Source organism: Streptomyces sp. NBC_00083 (assembly GCF_026343295.1).
Classification (GTDB): domain Bacteria; phylum Actinomycetota; class Actinomycetes; order Streptomycetales; family Streptomycetaceae; genus Streptomyces.
Map to the genome: position 1 here is coordinate 1,090,930 of NZ_JAPELY010000001.1, position 15,906 is coordinate 1,106,835.

The 15,906-nt window shown below is 72.9% G+C and carries 15 protein-coding genes; 9 read left to right on the forward strand and 6 right to left on the reverse strand.

Annotated elements, in window-relative coordinates; genetic code table 11:
- Positions 1–29: 29 nt before the first annotated feature.
- From OOJ98_RS04650 to OOJ98_RS04665, 4 genes are all read left to right on the forward strand, one after another.
- Positions 30–374 carry a cytidine deaminase gene (locus OOJ98_RS04650; RefSeq protein WP_267053324.1) on the forward strand — a complete coding sequence of 115 codons (345 nt, stop codon included), beginning with the start codon at positions 30–32 and terminating at the stop codon, positions 372–374.
- A gap of 597 nt (positions 375–971) precedes the next feature.
- On the forward strand, positions 972–1,454 hold the full coding sequence (locus OOJ98_RS04655; RefSeq protein ID WP_267053325.1) for a hypothetical protein: 483 nt from the start codon (positions 972–974) through the stop codon (positions 1,452–1,454).
- Between the two features lie 244 nt (positions 1,455–1,698).
- On the forward strand, positions 1,699–3,018 hold the full coding sequence (locus OOJ98_RS04660; RefSeq protein ID WP_267053326.1) for a beta-xylosidase: 1,320 nt from the start codon (positions 1,699–1,701) through the stop codon (positions 3,016–3,018).
- Between the two features lie 61 nt (positions 3,019–3,079).
- Positions 3,080–4,105, forward strand: a complete 1,026-nt coding sequence (locus OOJ98_RS04665) for a DUF916 domain-containing protein (protein WP_267053327.1) — start codon at positions 3,080–3,082, stop codon at positions 4,103–4,105.
- Here OOJ98_RS04665 and OOJ98_RS04670 read toward each other — a convergent pair.
- Entirely contained in the window at positions 4,077–4,844 is a 768-nt protein-coding gene (locus tag OOJ98_RS04670; protein WP_267053328.1) for an SDR family NAD(P)-dependent oxidoreductase, read from the reverse strand. The genes OOJ98_RS04665 and OOJ98_RS04670 overlap by 29 nt on opposite strands.
- Positions 4,845–5,432: 588 nt before the next feature.
- Between OOJ98_RS04670 and era the strand changes: the two genes are divergently transcribed.
- Complete coding sequence (gene era, locus OOJ98_RS04675; protein ID WP_267053329.1) at positions 5,433–6,386, forward strand: GTPase Era; 954 nt, start codon at positions 5,433–5,435, stop codon at positions 6,384–6,386.
- 82 nt (positions 6,387–6,468) lie between these two features.
- Here the strand turns inward: era and OOJ98_RS04680 are convergent, their stop codons facing one another.
- The 4 genes from OOJ98_RS04680 to OOJ98_RS04695 all read right to left on the reverse strand — a co-directional run bounded on the left by OOJ98_RS04680 (position 6,469) and on the right by OOJ98_RS04695 (position 10,355).
- Positions 6,469–7,920, reverse strand: coding sequence for a serine hydrolase (locus tag OOJ98_RS04680; protein ID WP_267053330.1), 1,452 nt, complete (start codon positions 7,918–7,920; stop codon positions 6,469–6,471).
- Between the two features lie 106 nt (positions 7,921–8,026).
- Entirely contained in the window at positions 8,027–8,845 is an 819-nt protein-coding gene (locus tag OOJ98_RS04685) for a GNAT family N-acetyltransferase (protein ID WP_267053331.1), read from the reverse strand.
- 74 nt (positions 8,846–8,919) lie between these two features.
- Positions 8,920–9,186: a protealysin inhibitor emfourin gene (locus OOJ98_RS04690; protein WP_267053332.1), complete on the reverse strand. Its 267-nt coding sequence runs from the start codon at positions 9,184–9,186 to the stop codon at positions 8,920–8,922.
- 95 nt (positions 9,187–9,281) lie between these two features.
- Positions 9,282–10,355, reverse strand: a complete 1,074-nt coding sequence (locus OOJ98_RS04695) for a M4 family metallopeptidase (protein WP_267053333.1) — start codon at positions 10,353–10,355, stop codon at positions 9,282–9,284.
- Positions 10,356–10,738: 383 nt separating this feature from the next.
- Here OOJ98_RS04695 and leuA point away from each other — a divergent pair, with 383 nt between their 5' ends.
- Positions 10,739–12,505, forward strand: a complete 1,767-nt coding sequence (leuA, locus tag OOJ98_RS04700) for a 2-isopropylmalate synthase (protein WP_267053334.1) — start codon at positions 10,739–10,741, stop codon at positions 12,503–12,505.
- A gap of 534 nt (positions 12,506–13,039) precedes the next feature.
- Positions 13,040–13,741 carry a TerB family tellurite resistance protein gene (locus tag OOJ98_RS04705; RefSeq protein WP_267055512.1) on the forward strand — a complete coding sequence of 234 codons (702 nt, stop codon included), beginning with the start codon at positions 13,040–13,042 and terminating at the stop codon, positions 13,739–13,741.
- A gap of 33 nt (positions 13,742–13,774) precedes the next feature.
- On the opposite strand, the gene OOJ98_RS04710 is transcribed toward OOJ98_RS04705, so the two are convergent.
- The gene (locus OOJ98_RS04710) at positions 13,775–14,773 is read right to left on the reverse strand and encodes a LuxR C-terminal-related transcriptional regulator (protein WP_267053335.1); all 999 of its coding nucleotides are present in this window, start codon (positions 14,771–14,773) and stop codon (positions 13,775–13,777) included.
- A 192-nt stretch (positions 14,774–14,965) separates the two neighbouring features.
- Here OOJ98_RS04710 and OOJ98_RS04715 point away from each other — a divergent pair, with 192 nt between their 5' ends.
- Entirely contained in the window at positions 14,966–15,385 is a 420-nt protein-coding gene (locus OOJ98_RS04715) for a hypothetical protein (protein ID WP_267053336.1), read from the forward strand.
- A gap of 142 nt (positions 15,386–15,527) precedes the next feature.
- A complete protein-coding gene (locus OOJ98_RS04720) occupies positions 15,528–15,758 on the forward strand; it encodes a hypothetical protein (RefSeq protein ID WP_267053337.1) in 231 nt (76 codons plus the stop codon).
- Positions 15,759–15,906: the final 148 nt, after the last annotated feature.

The following is a 15,906-nucleotide window of genomic DNA, read 5'->3' on the forward strand; positions in this document are numbered from 1 at the left end:
TCCGGCGGCCCGTTCCTTATGCTCGGGGCATGACACAGAGCACCGAACTCGACCCCGAGGACCGCAAGATCATCACGCTGGCGCGCAGCGCCCGCGCCCGCAACGGCGTGGCCGAGGGGGCGGCGGTACGCGACGAGACCGGCCGCACGTACGTGGCGGGCACGGTCGAGCTTCCCTCCCTGAAGCTTTCCGCGCTCCGCACGGCGGTGGCGATGGCGGTCGCGAGCGGGGCCACGTCGTTGGAGGCGGCGGCGGTGGTGTCGGAGTCCGCGGTGCTTGCGGAGGGGGATGTGGCGGCGGTACGGGATCTTGGTGGGCCGGGGGCCGTGCTTCTGCTGGCTTCGCCCAGCGGTGAGCTGAAGCCGGCGTCGTAGCCCCCGGGGGCCGGTTTTCCCACCCACCCACCCGTGCGGCGGGGTTGGCTGGTTCCGCCCCCCTGGGGCTCCGCCCCAGACCCCGTTCGCGCCTGAAGGGCGCTCGTCCTCAATCGCCGGACGGGCTGAGGATGCCGATGCTGGCCACCCTGCCAAGGTCAGCCCACCTAGGGGCACGGCTCGGGTTCCCTACAGGGGCGCGGGGAACTGCGCGAGAAGCGGGCACGGTCCGCAGGCGAAGGCGGGGTGCGGCCCGTAGGGGCCGAGGGAGCGCCGGTCGGCACCGAGTGGTCAGGGGCGCGGGGAGCGGGCGGGGCAAGAATCAAGGCGGTGCCCCTTGCAATCCCACCCCGCCCGCGCATCAATGGACGACAGTCGAAACCGACGGGCCGTCAGATCTGTGGGGCGGACCGGCGCGGGGCGCAGAGCCGCAGCCCCGGGCCGGAGTCGGACTCCCTCCGCGCGCTGAAGCGCAGCCCAGGCAGAGCCATGCCCGCACGCCCGCGCACCCGTGCACGTGGGCCGCCAGGGCTGCCGCGCGGTCGTGTGTCGATGGACGCGGCAGACGATCAACTCCCTGTCAGGGGAAGGGGAATCATGCGCACAAGCACCAGCAGGCCGGTCGCGCGGGCCGCACTCGCGGTGGGAGCGCTGGCCGTCGCCGGCCTCGCCCTCGCACCGAGCGCCGCCGCCGTGACACCGACCACCGCGACCGCCACGTACGACTGCGGGAGCTGGGGCGGCGGTGGCGCCACGCTCACCGCGACCCAGAGCGGCACGGCCGCGACCATCACGCTGACCTCGGCCGTCACCACCCCGATCGCCGTCGGCGCCAACCAGATCAGCGCCAACCTGACCCTCGCCAAGGGCGGCGGGGGCACCAGGGTGTTCAGCGGCAAGGCCAACCCGGCTCTGCTGGCGGGCAGTTCGGTCAAGATCGGCCCGTTGAACGGCACCGTGGCCGCCGGTGACAGCCTCAACTCGTACTTCGCCGGCACCGCTCTGAAAATGGTGATCTTCGGAATCACCGTCAACTGCGACGCGACGACCTCCCAGTCGCCGGGCCCGTTCGTGTTCTGACCCCGCACCAACGCCCCACCCCGCACCAACGCTCCACGCAGCATGGCCGGTGCCGTCCCGGGCGGCGCCGGCTTTCGTGTGCCCGGCCTCAAATGGCCTGGTCCTGCCGGATCTTGACAGTATCTGATGGGTCATCAGTTGCTGCGCCGGGATTCCATTGACTTCTTTTCGCGCCGAGCCGTCAATGGCCCCCTGTCGGCGCAGCCGAGCCGCGCTGTGCCACTTCATGAAGGGGGGCACGCCCATGTCGGAACGTCGAAGACGGCGTCTGGCCGCCGTATTGGGGGCGGTCGCACTCGCCGCGGGGACCGGTGCGCTCGCCGCACCCGCGAGCGCCCTGGCCGCGACGCCCGTCGACTTCGCCACGCACTGCATCCCGCCGGCCATCGCCGGCATCCCGCCCATCGACGGCACCACGAACGCGACCATCACCGTCGACAACGCGGCGCCCAAGGTCGGCGACAAGGTCACCGTCACCTACACGGTGAACAAGCCCGCCGCCAGCAACCCCGTCGACATCGCCCTGCCCGCCGACATCATGACCCCGACCGGCAAGGTCGTCCTCGCGGGCGCCCAGACCGGCACCGTGGACGTCACGGGCCCCAAGAAGAACGACCCGGTGCCCGGCAAGGGCGCGTTCCCGGCGTTCTCCATGAGCGGCAGCTTCACCGCCACCAAGGCCGGCGCGATCAGCCTCTCGCCCGGCGACTACAACATCCACACCAGTTACATCATGGAGCTGGACACCCCCTGCACCGTCACCAACCCGCCCGCGCCCGTCTCCGAGACGGTCAACGCCACGGACGGCGGCGGCCAGGTCAACCAGCGCACCATCACGGCCGACCCGGCCTCCGGCAACGCCGGTGACCGCACCACCGTCACCGGGGCCGCGTTCACCCCGAACGCGGACGTCACCGTCGCCGGCTGGAACGGCACCGCCACCACCGCCGACAAGATCACCTTCACGTCGGACGCCAACGGCGGCTTCACCGCCCGGCCGAAGATCACCGACCCGGCGACCACCGGGATCGTGGCCTACGAAGGAGCGGCCTGGGACCCCGCCAAGGGCGCGGGCCCCGTCGCGTACACCGTCAACAGCGGACCGCCGCCGACCGGACCGAGCCAGAAGCTCAACGCGGCCGTCACCGCGGGCACGCTGTCGATGTCCCAGGCCGGTGACAGCGTCGATCTCAGCGCCGTCGACTTCGGCAAGGGCGGCGCCTCCACCGGCGATCTGAACACGGTGACGGTCCAGGACTTCCGCGGCGGCCCCGCCGGCTGGTCCCTGACCGGCAAGGTCACCGACTTCACCGGCCCCGGCGGCTCCATCGGCGCGGGCAACCTCGGCTGGACCCCCGCCTGCACCGCCAAGGCCGGCTCCCCGTCCGTGTGCGCCGCGGGCTCCGCCGGAACCGTCGGCAGCGCGGGCGCGACCCTCGCCTCCACCCCGAACGCGGCGCTCACCGGCGGCGAGTTCACCGTCGACGCGAAGCTCTCGCTCGACGTGCCGGCGTTCACCCCGCCCGGCACCTACAGCGGCGTACTGACCCTCACCCTCACCTGATGTCCACCCGTGGGCCGGGCGCGCACCCGGCCGGCCCACCCGTACCCGGGGGTCCCGCACCGTGCCCAAGCCGTACCGCAAGCCGTCCGCACTCCTCCTCGCCGCCGCCGTCCTGCTCCAGTCCCTGCTCGCCCTCGGGCTCACCGCGCCCGCTGCGGACGCCGCCGACAACGGCAACTGGGCTGTGTTCCCCGCGAGTTCGGGGTCGGCGCAGCGGCCGTACTTCTACCTCTCCGCCACCCCCGGAACCACCGTCGACGACAAGGTGACCGTCACCAACAAGACGGCGGCGCCCCTCACGTTCCGGCTGTACGGGGCCGACGCGTACAACACCGAGCGCGACGGCGGGTTCGCCGTGCGCACCGAGAAGGAGCAGCAGACCGGGGTGGGCGCGTGGGCGAAGCCCGCGCGGAGCACGGTCACCGTGCCGGCGCGCTCCTCGCTCACCGTGCCCTTCACCCTCACCGTGCCCGACGGCGCGGAGCCCGGGGACCACGTCGGAGCCCTGGTCGCGCTCGACGACCGGGTCGCACCCGGGTCCACCGCGAACGGCAAGGTCGCCGTCGGGATCCAGCAGGCCGTGGGTGCCCGGATCTATCTGCGGGTCGGCGGACCCACCGTGCCCGCCCTCGCCGTCGAACACGTCGTGCTCTCCCAGCACCGGCCCCTCGTGCCCGGCACCGGCGCGAGCCGCACCGACATCACGTACACGCTGCACAACCGCGGCAACGTCACGCTCGCCCCGAAGGTCGACCTCGCCGCGAAGGGCCTCTTCGGCCGTACGCTGCTCAGCCGCGCCCTCACCAAGGTCCCCTCCGAGCTGCTGCCCGGACAGAAGGTCACGCTCACCGAGGAGTGGCGGGGTTCGCCCCAACTCGACTGGGGCGACGTCACGTTGACGGCGGCCGCGAAGGATGCGAAGGGGTCTGCGGGGGCCTCGTTCCTGGCCGTGCCCTGGTTGGCCGCGGCCCTGCTGCTGATCGCCGCCCTCGCCTTCGCCGCCCACCGCGTGGTGCGGCGCCGCGCCGGACGGCGGACCGTGCGTGTGAGCGGCCCCCTCAGGTCCGCAGGTATGACGCCCCGTTGAGGTCGAGGACCGTCCCCGACGCCCACTCGGCCGCCGGTGAGGCCAGCCACAGCACGGCCGCGGCGATCTCGTCCGCCGACGCCACCCGGCCGAACGGGCTCTGCGCACGGATCGCCTCGCCCTCGGCCCCGCTCAGCCGGTGCGCGACCCGCTCCGTCTCGAAGAACCCGGGGGCGACGGAGGCGACGCCGATCCCGTACGGGGCGAGGTGCACGGCGAGGGACTGGCCCAGCGCGTGCACCGCGGCCTTCGTCGCCCCGTAGGCCGGGTGGTCGGGCTCCCCGCGGAACGCGCCGCGCGAGCCGACGTTGATGATCCGGCCGCCCGAACCCTGCTCGATCATGCGGCGCGCGGCGAGATGGCTGAGGTTCGCCGTCGCGAGGAGGTTGACCGACACATGGCTCTGCCAGGCGGCCGCCCAGTCCTCGTACGCGGTGGTGGCGAGGGGGTGCGGGAGGTTCACGGCGGCGTTGTTGACGAGCACGTCGATGCCGCCGAGTGCGCCGGCCGCGGCGTCGGCGACGGTGCGGGCGCCGTCGGGGGTCGACAGGTCGCCGCCGACCAGCACGTGTCCGCTCCCCGCGAGGGAGGCCAGGGTCCGCTCGGCCTCCTCGCGCCGCGAGCCGAAGTGCGCGGCGACGGTGTCCCCCTGCGCCGCGAACCCCTGCGCGAGCGCACGGCCCAGTCCGCGGGTGGCTCCGCTGATGAGGATGCGGCGGGGGGTATGGGGGGAGGCCATGTCCATCCCCCCATGATGCCGCCCCCCTCCAACCCCGCCCCAAGGGGCCCCCTCAGCCGGCCCGACCGCTCGCACCTCGGCCCGTCCGGCGTTCGCTTTCAGCCCGTCCGGCGTTTGAGGACGAGCGCCCTTCAGGCGCGAACGGGGTCTGGGGCGGAGCCCCAGGGGCCTGTACCTCAGCCCGTTCATAACCCCCGGAGGGTTTCGGGAAGGGGCGGGGTGGGGCATCCCCCGGGGCCTGGGGCGGAGCCCCATCAACCCCGCCCCGGCTTTTGTCTGCGGACCGTGCTGGGGCACCCGCGCAGTTCCCCGCGCCCCTAGAAGTAGGGCACCCGGCGTCGCAGCCCGCCACCCGCGCCCGCCGCGGCGGAGCCGCGCAAACGGCACAGCCCCGCGCCCCTAAAGACGTAGGGCACCCGGCACCGAGCCCGCAGCCCGCGCCCCCGCGGCGGTGCCGCGCAGAAGGTGCAGGCCCGTGCCCTCGTAGGGCACCCAACACCGACCCGTCGGGGGTGGTGAGGGGGGTGGGGCGGAGCCTCGGGGGAGGGGCTGGGCGGCGCGGGGTCCGGGATCGGGGAGAATGGCGGCATGAGCGCTCGTACCCCTGCCGCTGACACCGCCGCCGAGACCACCCACCGGGCCGGCTTCGCCTGCTTCGTCGGCCGCCCCAACGCGGGCAAGTCCACCCTCACGAACGCTCTGGTCGGGCAGAAGGTGGCCATCACCTCCAACCGCCCGCAGACCACCCGGCACACCGTGCGCGGCATCGTGCACCGCCCGGACGCCCAGCTGATCCTGGTCGACACCCCCGGGCTCCACAAGCCGCGCACCCTGCTCGGCGAACGCCTCAACGACGTGGTCCGCACCACATGGGCCGAGGTCGACGTGATCGGCTTCTGCCTGCCCGCCGACCAGAAGCTCGGCCCCGGCGACAAGTTCATCGTCAAGGAACTCGCGGGGATCAAGAAGACCCCCAAGATCGCCATCATCACCAAGACCGACCTGGTCGACTCCAAGACGCTCGCCGAGCAGCTCATCGCCGTCGACCAGCTCTCCACCGAGCTCGGCTTCGAGTGGGCGCAGATCGTGCCGGTGTCGGCCGTGGGCGACGTGCAGGTCAAGCTCGTCGCGGACCTGCTCATCCCGATGCTTCCCGAGAGCCCGCCGCTCTACCCCGAGGGCGACCTCACCGACGAGCCCGAGCAGGTCATGGTCGCCGAGCTGATCCGCGAGGCCGCACTCGAAGGCGTACGGGACGAGCTGCCGCACTCCATCGCCGTCGTCGTGGAGGAGATGATCCCGCGCGAGGACCGGCCCGCCGACAAGCCGCTCCTCGACATCCACGCCAACGTCTACATCGAGCGCCCCAGCCAGAAGGGCATCATCATCGGCCCCAAGGGCAAGCGCCTCAAGGAGGTCGGCATGAAGTCCCGCAAGCACATCGAGGCGCTGCTCGGCACGCCCGTCTTCCTCGACCTGCACGTCAAGGTCGCCAAGGACTGGCAGCGCGACCCGAAGCAGCTGCGCAAGCTCGGTTTCTGACCGCACCGCCGTACGTACGCCACGACCCCCGCCGGGCACGTTCCGGCGGGGGTCGCGTGGCGTACGCAGGGGCTGATCCCGGTCAGGCCGCCTTCGGGGCGCAGCGCATCCCGATGTAGCAGCAGTCGGTGCCGTCCGGCAGGGTGGCGAAGACGACCGGCATCCAGTCCGCGCTGTACGCGCCGGAGCCCCCGCCCGCGAACACGGTGTCCGTGACCGCGACGAGCTCCATCTCCAGCGGCGGCGAGAAGTTCTTCATGCCGCCCGTGAACGCGTACACCAGATGCGGCTTCCCGTCCCGCTCGGAGACGGTGATGCGGACGCCCTCGCGTTGGTACACGCCGGTGAGCGGCGTGAAGTCGACCGCGACCGGCTCGGCGGGCGGCGCGAAGGGCGCGGGCATCCGCACGCCGGCCAGCTCGTCGAGGAGCTCGGCGAACAGGTCCTCGTACAGCCGGCGCGCGTCACCCCCGTTGGTCAGGAGCACCACCGCCACGTCGGCGCCCGGCACCACGCGCAGGAAGCCGTACTGGCCGATCGAGGCGCCGTCGTGGCCGAAGCCGTGGACGCCGTTCCAGTCGTACAGGGTCCAGCCGAGGCCCCAGCCGTCGGCGGCGACGGTCCACTTGTCGGGGGAGTCGACCTCGCGGGTCTGCATCGCGGCGACGCTCGCGGGGCTCAGGACCCGGGTCCCGTCGGGGGCGGTGCCGCCCGCGAGGTGCATCCGGGCGAGCCGGGCGACGTCGCCGGCGCTGGCGATGACCCGGCCGTAGGGGCCGGCCGAGCGGGGCATGAGGTCCCAGGCGGGCGCCGGCGCGGGGTCCTCGCCGTACTCCCCGAGGTGACCCATCGCGGCCCGGAACGCGAGCGCCTCCTCGGGCAGCGTCATCGTGTGGCTCACGCCGAGCGGGTCGAGCACCAGGTCCTTGAGGGCCTGGTCCCAGGTCGTGCCGGTGAGGACCTCGACGATGCGGCCCAGCACGTTGTAGCCGAGGCTGCTGTAGGAGCAGGCGCTGCCCGACGGGCAGTCGAGGGCGACCCCCTTGGCGGCGTCGACGTACCGTTCGAGACAGTCGTCCCCGCGCCCCGAGTCGACGGTGAAGTCGCAGGTCAGGCCGCTGGTGTGGGAGAGCAGCTGCCGGGGGGTGATCGTGCGGCTCGCCTTGTCGTCGGCGACGGTGAAGTCGGGCAGTACCGCGCGGACCGGCGCGTCCAGGTCGAGCTTGCCCGCGTCCACGAGCCGCATGACCAGCGTGGCGGTGTACGTCTTGGCGAGCGAGCCCAGCTGGAAGACCGAGTCGGTGGTGGCGGCCACGCCGGTGCGGGTGTGCAGCACCCCGGAGGCCAGCTCGTGGACGGTGCCGTGCGCCAGTACGGCGAGGGCGGCGCCGGGGACGTGGTGGGTGCGGCGGAGCTGGTCGAGCCGCGCCTGCCACCGGTCCAGATGGACGCGCTCACCGGCGGACCCGCTGACGCCCCAGGCCCCCTCGGCGCGCCACGCCCCCCGCTCGTCCCAGCTCACGTTCTTCGCCATCGGGTTCCCCTCCCGCAGTGCGTACGCTGTTCGCTCGCTGCGCACACTGTACGCAGACGGGTGCGGCCGGGGCAAGGGCCGGGCCGCCGGGCGGCCCCAACGGGCGTCAGGCGGCGACCGGTTCGGCGATCAGGGCGGTGCCGGCCGGGCGGAAGCCGAGGCTCGCGTACATCCGCGCCACGTCCGCGTCGCCGGCCGAGAGGAAGACCGTCGTCGCCCCCGCCGCGCGCGCGTCCGCGACCAGGGCCGCGGTCACCGCCCGCGCGAGCCCGCGGCGGCGCGCGGCGGGCAGGGTGCCCACAGCGACGATCTCGGTCACGGGCCCCACCGGGTTGTGCATTCCGGAACAGAGCGGGAGGCCGTCCTCGAAGGCGGCCGCCATCGCGGTGCGCCCCGCGCGGAGCCGCTCGGCGACCTGCTCGGCGTGGCCGTCACCGGCGTGCGCGGTGATCGCTGCGGTCAGCTCGGCCCGCCCCGCGGGGCCAACTCCCGTCCCGGGCGCGGCGAATGCCAGCCGGGGCACGACGAGCGCCGCGTGCAGCAGCGGGTCGGCGGCGTCCAGGACGCGCACCAGGGGATGGGGGCCGGCCGGGGGCGCCGCGGGGTCGAGGACCATCAGCGGGTGCTCGTGCACGGCGAGCCCCGACTCCTCGACCGCCGCGCGCAGCCACGGGCTCACCTCGGCGACCCACTCGAAGGCCTCGGGAGCGCCGAGTTCGCGCTGGCGGGCCCGTACCGCGTCCACGTCGGCGGCCGTCACCGGCCCGGAGCGGCCCAGCGCGGGCCGCGCGTAGTAGGGCCATCCCGCGCCCTCCCGGACGAACAGGGTCAGCGGGCCGAAGTCCTCGGCGCGGGCCGAACTCCTGGGCGCGGCATCGTAGTAGCGCTCCAGGGCGTCGAGCGGGGCGGGTGAAGGTGGGTTCATGGTCCGCATCCAAGCAGGGCGGCACCCCGCCCGCACCCGCGTTTCCGCCCGCCCGGACCAGGAGCCCGCGGACGCTACGCGCCTTCCTTCAACACCCTTGAGATCAGCTCGCGTTGGGCGTCCGTGAGGCGCGGGTCGGCACAGTGCACCGTGCGGCCGTCCACGGTGATCACATAGTGGAAGCCGTCCGGAACGCCCGTGACGGGCTCCTCGTGCCCCTCGTCGAGCGCCGCCTTCACCAGCGCCTGCCACGCCTCGGCATCGGGCCGGCCCGAGGTGTCGATCTCGGCCCGGCGCTCGATACCGGCGAACCCTCCTGAGCGACATACCTGGATACGCATGGCCCCTGTCTAGCAGCCGGCGCGGACCACGTCACCGGATCGCCCTCGGCCCGGCCGCGCACCTGCCCCGGCCGGGCCGCCCCGCTCACACCGGCTCAGGTGGCCGCGACCCCCACCTGCGACCAGGCCTTGACCACCGCCTGGTACTCCGCGCCGTCGCCGTACCGGGAGCGCGCCGCGGCCACGGTGAGCCGGGCGAAGTCCTTGAACAGCGGCTGGGTGCCGAGCCGGCCGCCGGTGAGCACGTCGTACCAGATCTGCCCGGCGCGCTCCCACGCGCTGCCGCCGAGGGCGTCCGCGACCAGGTAGAACGCGTGGTTGGGGATGCCGGAGTTGATGTGCACCCCGCCGTTGTCGCGGCCCGTCGTGACGTACTGGTCCATCGTGGCGGGCTGCGGGTCCTTGCCGAGGACCGGATCGTCGTAGGCGGTGCCGGGCGCCTTCATGGAACGCAGCGCCGACCCGTGGATGCCGGGCGCGAGCAGGCCCGCGCCGATCAGCCAGTCGGCCTGCGCGGCGTCCTGGCCGAGGGCGTACTGCTTGACCAGCGAGCCGAAGACGTCCGACATCGACTCGTTGAGCGCGCCGGGCTGGCCGAAATAGGTGAGGTTCGCGGTGTGTTGTGTGACGCCGTGGGTGAGCTCGTGGCCGATGACGTCGACGGGGAGCGTGAAGTCGAGGAAGACCTGGCCGTCCCCGTCGCCGAACACCATCCGCGTGCCGTTCCAGAAGGCGTTGTTGTACCCCTGGTCGTAGTGGACGGTGGCGTCGAGCGGCAGCCCGTTCCCGTCGATCGAACGGCGTCCGTACGCCGTGAGATACAGCTCGAACGTCGCGCCGAGCCCGTTGTAGGCGCGGTTCACGGTGGCGTCCTGAACGGGCTCCGCCCCCTCGGCCCGCACGGGCTGTCCGGGCAGGTCGGTGGAGTGCCGGGTGTCGTAGACGGTGCGGTGCGGCCGGTCCCCGGCGCCCTCCGGCGCCGCGGGCCCCTCGGGTGCCTCGGCGCCGAGAACGGTGGTCAGCCGGCGTTCGGTGCGCCGAGCGGCGTCCGCCACGAAGGTACGGCGGGCGAGCCGCGCGAGCGCGGGGTCCTCGGCCTCGATGAGCCGGTCGAGGACGTGGGGCGGGACGATGCCGCAGAAAACGGCCTGCTGTGTGCTGGCGTCCATGCCTGGAATGTGGCACCGGGTCATGCCGCTGTCACTACATGGAGCCAAGATGGTGAAGCGTGCTTTTACTACGCACGTGTTCCGGCCATTGCCGGGGCAGGGGGCTCGGGGCCGGTGTTGCGTCCCGTCGTCCCGCCCGCGTGAAGGCGTGGCCATGGCATTCGTCACGTTTCGGGCGGTTTGATCGATGCGTCCCGCATACTGATACGGGTCCGGCGTTCGCGCCGACCCTCGGCTAGGCTGCGGCATCATGCGTATCGGGCTGCTTCTTCTTAGCTGCCGCGGCGAGGGCCTGTAGTCGTAGGCCGACCCCCTCCCCGCGGGATCTGGTGTTGCGCTCGACAGTCGGCCGTCCCTCTCTTTGCCCCGAGGAGCCGCACGCCATGTCTCAGCCCGTCGGTCGACCGACCCCCGTCACCAACGCCACCCGGATGCAGAAGCCCTCCGGGATGCCGATCCACAAGTACGGCCGGTACGACGCCGTCGACATCCCCGACCGCACCTGGCCCGACGGCCGCATCACCCGGGCCCCGCGCTGGCTGTCGACGGACCTGCGCGACGGCAACCAGGCGCTGATCGACCCGATGAGCCCCGCCCGCAAGCGCGAGATGTTCGACCTGCTGGTGCGCATGGGCTACAAGGAGATCGAGGTCGGCTTCCCCTCCTCCGGCGAGACCGACTTCAACTTCGTACGCTCCATCATCGAAGAGGGCGCCATCCCCGAGGACGTGACGATCTCCGTCCTGACCCAGGCCCGCGAAGAGCTGATCGAGCGCACCGTGGAGTCGCTGCGCGGCGCCCACCGCGCCACCGTCCACCTGTACAACGCGACCGCCCCCACCTTCCGCCGCGTCGTCTTCCGCGGCACCAAGGAGCAGGTCAAGCAGATCGCCGTGGACGGCACCCGGCTGGTCATGGAGTACGCGGACAAGATCCTGGGCGACGAGACGATCTTCGGCTACCAGTACTCCCCGGAGATCTTCACCGACACCGAGCTGGACTTCGCCCTGGAGGTCTGCGAGGCGGTGTGCGACGTCTGGCAGCCCGAGGAGGGCCGCGAGATCATCCTCAACCTGCCCGCCACGGTGGAGCGTTCGACGCCGTCCACGCACGCGGACCGCTTCGAGTGGATGAGCCGCAACCTGTCGCGCCGTGAGCACGTGTGCCTGTCCGTCCACCCGCACAACGACCGCGGCACGGCGGTCGCGGCGGCCGAACTGGCGATCATGGCCGGCGCCGACCGCATCGAGGGCTGCCTGTTCGGCCAGGGCGAGCGCACCGGCAACGTCGACCTGGTGACGCTGGGCATGAACCTGTTCTCGCAGGGTGTCGACCCGCAGATCGACTTCTCCCAGATCGACGAGATCCGCCGCACCTCGGAGTACTGCAACCAGATGGAGGTCCACCCGCGCCACCCCTACGCGGGCGACCTGGTCTACACCGCCTTCTCCGGCTCCCACCAGGACGCCATCAAGAAGGGCTTCGACGCGATGGAGGCGGACGCGGCGGCCCAGGGCAGGACCGTCGACGAGATCGAGTGGGCGGTCCCGTACCTGCCCATCGACCCCAAGGACGTCGGCCGCTCCTACGAGGCCGTCATCCGCGTCAACTCCCAGTCCGGCAAGGGCGGAATCGCCTACGTTCTGAAGAACGACCACAAGCTGGACCTGCCGCGCCGGATGCAGATCGAGTTCTCGAAGATCATCCAGCAGAAGACGGACTCCGAGGGCGGCGAGGTCACCCCGGCCGCGATCTGGTCGGTCTTCCAGGACGAGTACCTGCCCAACCCCGAGAACGCCGGGGCTCGTTGGGGCCGCATCCAGCTGCGCTCCGGCCAGACGACGACGGACACGGACGGCCGGGACACCCTGACCGTCGAGGCGGTCGTCGACGGCAAGGACACCGTTCTGACCGGTACCGGCAACGGTCCGATCTCGGCCTTCTTCGCGGCGCTGGCGGCGACGGGGGTGGACGCGCGGCTGCTGGACTACCAGGAGCACACGATGAGCGAGGGCGCGTCCGCGCAGGCGGCGTCGTACATCGAGTGTGCGATCGACGGGGCGGTGCTGTGGGGGATCGGCATCGACGCGAACACGACGCGGGCGTCGCTGAAGGCGGTCATCTCGGCGGTCAACCGCGCGGCGCGCTAGCCGTTTCGCGTCCGCGGGTGCCCGAGGTAGTGCGGGCACCCGCGGACGCGCGCCGCTCCTCGCGCCCCCAGGGGTCCGGCCTTCAGGGTGCGGGTTGTGCGTGGCTGGCCCCGCGCCCCTGGCTACGCCATGCCGGGCAGCGTGCACATCCCCAGCCCGTCCGGCGTTTGAGGACGAGCGCCCTCAAGGCGCGAAACGGGGTCTGGGGCGGAGCCCCGGCAACCCCGGCTTTCGTCTGCGGACCGTGCCCGCGTCCCGCGCAGTTCCCCGCGCCCCTGGCTACTCCATGCCGAGCAGCATGCACATCCCCAGCCCCGGCGACCCCGCTTACGTCTGCGGATCGTGGTCGCGCGCCCGTAGGGGCCCCGCGCCGGGCGGCTGGGGGGTGGGAATTGGCCAATTGGCGGGGGCTCCTTCTTCCGGGGTGCTGACGCAACATCATTGATGTGGCTAACATCACGTCAACGCGGCAACGTTGCCGGAGCGTTACGGAGGTGCGCGGTGCGGCCAGCACAGGGACAGAACGGTACGAACCTGGGCATCGGGTCGACGCGCGGCCCGCGCCCCCGCCTCTGGTCCACCCGCACGCTGTGGCACACCGTCGGCGACGGAGAGTTCTTCTGCCCCGACTGCGGCGGCGACCGCAACTACCAGCGCCGCACGGGCCGCAGGCGCCTCACCGTCCTCGGCATCCCGCTGGTCACCCGGGGCAGCGCGGGACCCGTCGTGGAGTGCGCCGCCTGCCGGGGCCACTTCGACACGGAAACCCTGGACCACCCCACCACGACCCGCTTCTCCGCGATGCTCCGCGACGCCGTGCACACCGTCGCGCTCGCCGTCCTCGCCGCGGGCGGCACCTCGTCCCGTACGGTCACCGGCACCGCCGTCGCCACCGTCAGGGCCGCCGGGTTCGAGGACTGCACGGAGGACCAGCTCGTCGCCCTCATCGAGGCCCTGGCCGCCGACACCGGCCGCTTCCTCGCCGACCCGGTCGACGACACCGACCCCTGCGGCGCCGCGCTCGCCATCGAGCTCCACGAGGCGCTGGAACCCCTCGCCCCGCACCTCGCCCCCGCCGGCCGCGAGTCGATCCTGCTCCAGGGCGCGCGCATCGCCCTCGCGGACGGCCCGTACAGCCCGGCCGAGCGCGAGGTCCTCAGCACGGTCGGCGGCGCCCTCTCGCTCTGCGCGGACGACACCGCCCGCCTCCTCGCGGCGGCCCGCACCCCCTCCTGAACCCCGGGCCCCCGGGCCCCGGGCCGCGGCGGCTCAGGACGGCTGGGACGGCAGCCAGCCGTGCTGCACGGCCCGTACGCCCGCCTCGAACCGGCTGCGCGCCCCCAGCCGCTCCATCAGCTCCGTCGCGATGCGGCGCGCCGTGCGCTGGGACACTCCGAGCCGCTTCGCGATCGCCTCGTCGGTGTGGCCCTGCGCGAGCAGCGTGACCGTGGTCGACTCCTGCGGGCTCAGACCGTGCTGGTCGCGCACCGAGACGTTCCCCAGCGCACTGGCCGCCGCCCACACGCTGTCGAACAGCGCGCACAGCGCCGTGAGCGTGCCCTGTCCGGTGAGGACGACCGCACCGGCGGCCGTGTCGTCGCTGCTGACCGGAATGACGGCCGTCGACCGGTCGACGATGATCATCCGGGTGGGCAGTACCGGCACCGTCCGCACCTCGCCGCCCAGCTCCGCGATCCAGTTCACGTAGTCGACCGTGGGCTGGTGGTTGCGGACGCTGTCCAGATAGACCGTGCGCATCCGGATGCCGCGCCGCAGCTGAGCCTCGTTCAACGGCTTCGCCGCGGCGATGTTCGCCTCCGACTGCGCCCCGTTGGGCGCGAACGTGGCGACCTCGGTACGGGTCTCGCGCGCCAGCCTGGTGAGCCGGTCCCGGATCTGGTCGAGCCCGATGAGCTGCTCGACCCCCGGGCTTGTGGCCGCCGGACGCAGGTCGGCGTACTCCGCGATCAACTGCGCGGCAACGGCCCGCGATGCCTCCACCTTCTGCTGCTGCGCGGCCAGTTCGGCCTGCTGACGGGCCATCAGGATTTCCATCCCGATGTCCGGCGAGACCGCCCGGAGCCGTCCCTGCTGCTCGGCCGACGGCCGGATCAACGCGAGCTCGCTCAGCGTGTCCAGGGCCCGGCGCACATCGGCCTCCGGCATCCCCAGCGCCGCGACGAGCTCGGCCACCCCGCCCCGCGGATCGGCCAGCATCGTCCGGTAGACGGACTCCGCGGCCGCGTCGAGTCCCAACGCGGTCAGCATTCTCCCCAACCCCCCTCTTACCGTGGGGCTCCCCAGCCCCATCGTCCCCCCGCCCTCGGATCATGCCACGGTTGTCCCAGGTCAGGAACGTGCAAATCGGGCTCGGGACCCTCCTGGACGGAACCGGCCAGGGACGGAACCGTCCCTACCGTTTCCCCCCGGAGCGGGGTGCCGGGTTGAGAGAGTCGCCTCATGTACCTCGTGCACGCCCGACTTCTCGGGCCTCCGGGCGCCCCGCTGCCCCTGGACACCCTGGACCTGGTCAACGCGGGAGCCCGGCCGGACGACGGCCTGGAGCACGTCGCCGTGCACCCCGCCGCCCGGCCCCACCCCGTGATCGGCCTGTACGTCCGGGCGGACTCCCTGGCCGCCGCGGAACACCGCGCCTTCGCGCTGTGCCGGCGCGCCCTGAAGGAACGGGCGTTCGGCGGCTGGTCCCTGCTGAACGCGCAGGTCCCCCTCCTCGGCGCGTACTACGACGCGATGCTCGCCGCGCCCGGACCGGGGGAGGACCGAAACGGCCACGAGGAGGGCGGCCTGGACGGAAGGGGCCAAGGCCCCTTCGGGCCACCGCACACCTCTTCCACCCGGTCTGACCAGCGACGAAAGTAGTTCTCGCCAGCAGGGAACACCGCCCGGCAGGCAGGAACCGGGAAGCGCCACCGCGGGACGCGGACCGGTTCAGACCAACGAAATCGCCGTCAGAAATCCGGCACGGTCCCAGCGCCGTCCGGCACGAGAGGAACGAACCATCATGCTGCGCATCCGTATCGCCAAGGCCGCCGCGGTCACCGCCTTCGCCCTCGCCGCCGCCTTCGTCGGCCACTCCCTCGCCGCCCCGGCCGCGACTCCGGCCGCCATCCCGGCCCCCGCCTCCGCCCCGGCCTCCGCTCCGGTCGCCACCACCCCCACGACCGTCACCCCGGCCGTCAGCACCGGCGCCGGCACCGCGACCGTGACCCCCGCCGACTACATCTGGGGCTGACCCCGCCCGGCCCAGGGCCCAACCCCAGGCCGGCCCGCCCGACCCTGGGCTTCAACGAGCCCTCCACCGCGCCTACTTGAGCGTTGTCGGACCCGCCGGCGCCCACGCACCAGCTGCTCCTGCAGGGCAGCTGCAGCAGCCAGAGGCG

Bases quoted from the DNA above. Each gene is read 5' to 3' on its own strand.
- OOJ98_RS04650 (WP_267053324.1), top strand. From the start codon at position 30: ATGACACAGAGCACCGAACTCGACCCCGAGGACCGCAAGATCATCACG.
- OOJ98_RS04655 (WP_267053325.1), top strand. From the start codon at position 972: ATGCGCACAAGCACCAGCAGGCCGGTCGCGCGGGCCGCACTCGCGGTG.
- OOJ98_RS04660 (WP_267053326.1), top strand. From the start codon at position 1,699: ATGTCGGAACGTCGAAGACGGCGTCTGGCCGCCGTATTGGGGGCGGTC.
- OOJ98_RS04670 (WP_267053328.1), bottom strand. From the start codon at position 4,844: ATGGCCTCCCCCCATACCCCCCGCCGCATCCTCATCAGCGGAGCCACC.
- era (WP_267053329.1), top strand. From the start codon at position 5,433: ATGAGCGCTCGTACCCCTGCCGCTGACACCGCCGCCGAGACCACCCAC.
- OOJ98_RS04680 (WP_267053330.1), bottom strand. From the start codon at position 7,920: ATGGCGAAGAACGTGAGCTGGGACGAGCGGGGGGCGTGGCGCGCCGAG.
- OOJ98_RS04685 (WP_267053331.1), bottom strand. From the start codon at position 8,845: ATGAACCCACCTTCACCCGCCCCGCTCGACGCCCTGGAGCGCTACTAC.
- OOJ98_RS04690 (WP_267053332.1), bottom strand. From the start codon at position 9,186: ATGCGTATCCAGGTATGTCGCTCAGGAGGGTTCGCCGGTATCGAGCGC.
- OOJ98_RS04695 (WP_267053333.1), bottom strand. From the start codon at position 10,355: ATGGACGCCAGCACACAGCAGGCCGTTTTCTGCGGCATCGTCCCGCCC.
- leuA (WP_267053334.1), top strand. From the start codon at position 10,739: ATGTCTCAGCCCGTCGGTCGACCGACCCCCGTCACCAACGCCACCCGG.
- OOJ98_RS04710 (WP_267053335.1), bottom strand. From the start codon at position 14,773: ATGCTGACCGCGTTGGGACTCGACGCGGCCGCGGAGTCCGTCTACCGG.
- OOJ98_RS04715 (WP_267053336.1), top strand. From the start codon at position 14,966: ATGTACCTCGTGCACGCCCGACTTCTCGGGCCTCCGGGCGCCCCGCTG.
- OOJ98_RS04720 (WP_267053337.1), top strand. From the start codon at position 15,528: ATGCTGCGCATCCGTATCGCCAAGGCCGCCGCGGTCACCGCCTTCGCC.